Below are 2,874 nucleotides of genomic sequence, written 5' to 3'. Positions count from 1 at the left end.
CCCTTATATATTTTCGATACATTTTCGATTTTTAACATAACAAGCACCTCCATCAGTCGCATACAATTACAAATTTTACAAATATATTAATTTTTCATTTGCACAGTCTCTTCTACCCATTTAGCAAACTGGTTAAACCTATTATTTTAAAAAAACTAGTTCATTGGAATTATCTTGAATAAATGAAAAAAACTACCTCAATTAAAATGAGGTAGTTAAAAGATATATAAAATTAAAGATGAATTAAAATCCAATATTTTTAGCAATAAGGGTTTTTACGGTTTCATCTGTCCCTGTAAAGAAAGTTGTCAAAGGAATATCCCGGTGACGCTGGGCAATTTTATCGTCTCCTATATTTCCGTAGCCATCATGTAATTGCATGCACTTTTCAGATATTCGCTTAGACATCTCCGTTATCCAATATTTAGCCATCGATACTTCAGCTATGATATTCGCCCCAGTCATATGTTTACAGATCAAACCATCAACAAATGTTCTTCCCAGATGAATATCTGTCGCTATTTCAGCAATGGTAAACTGTGCATTTTTATATTTACTTATTTTCTTATCAAATGCTTTTCGTCCTCTTATAAAATCCATCGTTAAGTGAAGCATTTCTTCCGCCGCCATTAAAGACCCAATCGCACACATTAGTCTTTCCTGCTGCAGTTTTTGCATGATATATGAGAGACCCTCCCCTTCCTCCCCAAGGAGGTTGCCAACAGGAACTGAAGCATCATCGAAAAATAGTTCGGCTGTGTCTAAGCATCCCTGTCCTGTTTTACCAAGCTTCCTTCCCCGTGAAAAACCTGGTGTATCTTTATCAATGATCAGCAAGCTGATCCCGCCCTGGGAATGAACAGCATTACGATCAGTTTTGCATGCCACAATCATGAAGTCGGCCTTAAAGCCATTTGTGACAAACTCTTTGGCTCCATTGACAATATAATACCCATCTTTCCTAATCGCTGTTGTTTGGATATCACTTAATTCCGAACCCATTCCCGGCTCTAGCCATGCAAAAGCTGAAATCAATTCACCTGTAATGAATTTCGGTAAATATCTTTGTTTCTGATCTATTGTTCCGAATGAGGCAATATAAGGGGCTACAACATCAGAATGAATGGAAATTCCTCCTAACGCTGATCCAACCATTTCCAATTCCTCTGCCAGCACAACTGAATATCCAAAATCTGCTCCTATTCCACCGAAGTCCACATCAAGCCACGGACATAAAAATCCATTATCTCCAAACTTTTTCCAAAATGAGGAAGGTATTCCCCCCTCCTTTTCCCATTGATCATAAAAAGGGACAGCCTCCTTGGCGAGAAATTCACGAAGTGATTGTTTAAATAATAAGTGTTCTTCCGTTAGGAAGGAACGAGAATCATGCTTATTTATCTCCATCGTGCTAACCATGGGTTAACCTCCATTCTCAAACGATTTTGTACGTATAATCCACTAACATGATCAAGTTATATATCTCGTTGTAAACGGTTACAATCGCAAATATCAAACGGTTAAAATGACCCACAATATTCTTGTTCAACAAAAGTATTGAATTCCCTTTTAAAAATCTATTTTTTTCCATTTTAAATCTTGTTTATTTATTACTTAACTGCTTTGAATATGGTTTTATCATTTATTCTGTCGAGGTCATTTTCGGAATATATTTTTATTAATTTAGCAAAAATTCTTTTTTATTTCCTATTAAAATGGGGGCTTTAACAGGCTGTTAAAGTAATAAACCAGCTATAGGATGTCAAAACCAAAGTTTCTCCTCCGCTTATTAACCAGTACCCCTGTCCCTCCCTGTAGTTTCATAGCTTCGCTTGTTATACGATATCTAATTTCAACAAACCTACAACATGTTTCTACAAGTAGGGGGCGGAAAGTTTTCTTCATGAAATCATGTCCCGCGCACCCGTACGTTTTGCCCTGGCTACTGATATAAGTGTTTTACATTTACCCATAGCACTAAACTATGTAAAAACAGGTACGAAAGTATATAACCTAAATTTTACATAAAAAAATACTCTGGAGTATATCTCATCCCAGAGTATTTTTTTACGCTATACTACTTTTTCATTTAACCGCATCTTTACCTTATCAGATGTTTAGAAGCAGTAAACTTTTGGATCAGTAATTTGTATTTCTTCCCCTGTATGTGGGTTTCAAGTGCGATTTGCTCGGCCGTACATCACAAATGTACCAAATCTAATCAAATTAGAGCTCATACAAGGCTCCTGTAAGCTTTCCTTGCACCTTTGCACTATGAACTTTGTTATGGCCATGCACCATTTACTGTGATCCGACCGCTATATAGCTTCGCCTCTATAATATATATTCTCTATTCCTTCACAAATTTTAATCTTGAACTTTTCCATTAATGACAACACACTTCCCATTTTTAGGTTGCTTTATCATCCTTCCATCCTTGATGTATACAGTGTAAGTATTATTGACTTTAGCATCTAATCTTGCTAGGTCTCCCGTTATTGCTATGATATTTTTGACCGTTTCCCTCTTCAGGTTATCCATGACTTTCTTTTTCCATTGTTCCCGTTTGTTTTTTTGCTTATTTTCATCAACCATCAGGATCCCATCCTTTTTGTTTGATTTAGGTCTTCTCCGATAATAGTGTATTATATTTTTATCATCTTGTTACCTTTATGCTTTTCCTTATTGTGTTCTTTTTTTACTTTATAACGTAACGGTAAGTAAATAGGATTTAAATAAAATGCTCACGCTAGTGATAACAAGGAAAGAGCACACATAAAAACAGGATGCAACTGAATGTTGCACCCTGTCTGAAAAAGGGGTTTGCTTCATTTCGAATCAGCATAAATTCTCTGCGATAAACACCTCATCTAC

General features: G+C 36.0%; 2 protein-coding genes. Both read right to left on the bottom strand.

Going from position 1 to position 2,874, the window contains the following annotated elements:
• Positions 1–243 precede the first annotated feature (243 nt).
• Positions 244–1,419: an acyl-CoA dehydrogenase family protein gene (locus ACFVSH_RS24975; protein WP_387708440.1), complete on the bottom strand. Its 1,176-nt coding sequence runs from the start codon at positions 1,417–1,419 to the stop codon at positions 244–246.
• 948 nt (positions 1,420–2,367) lie between these two features.
• On the bottom strand, positions 2,368–2,595 hold the full coding sequence (locus tag ACFVSH_RS24970; protein ID WP_387598790.1) for a hypothetical protein: 228 nt from the start codon (positions 2,593–2,595) through the stop codon (positions 2,368–2,370).
• Positions 2,596–2,874: the final 279 nt, after the last annotated feature.

The sequence above is a fragment of the Peribacillus sp. NPDC058002 genome (assembly GCF_042886655.1).
GTDB classification, from domain to species: Bacteria; Bacillota; Bacilli; order Bacillales; family DSM-1321; genus Peribacillus; species Peribacillus aracenensis.
Note: the sequence above shows the minus strand (reverse complement) of the source record. Positions and strands in the feature narration are given on the sequence as shown.

Excerpts from the sequence above, each read along its gene's own strand:
- ACFVSH_RS24975 (WP_387708440.1), bottom strand. The coding sequence starts at position 1,419 with ATGGTTAGCACGATGGAGATAAATAAGCATGATTCTCGTTCCTTCCTA.
- ACFVSH_RS24970 (WP_387598790.1), bottom strand. The coding sequence starts at position 2,595 with ATGGTTGATGAAAATAAGCAAAAAAACAAACGGGAACAATGGAAAAAG.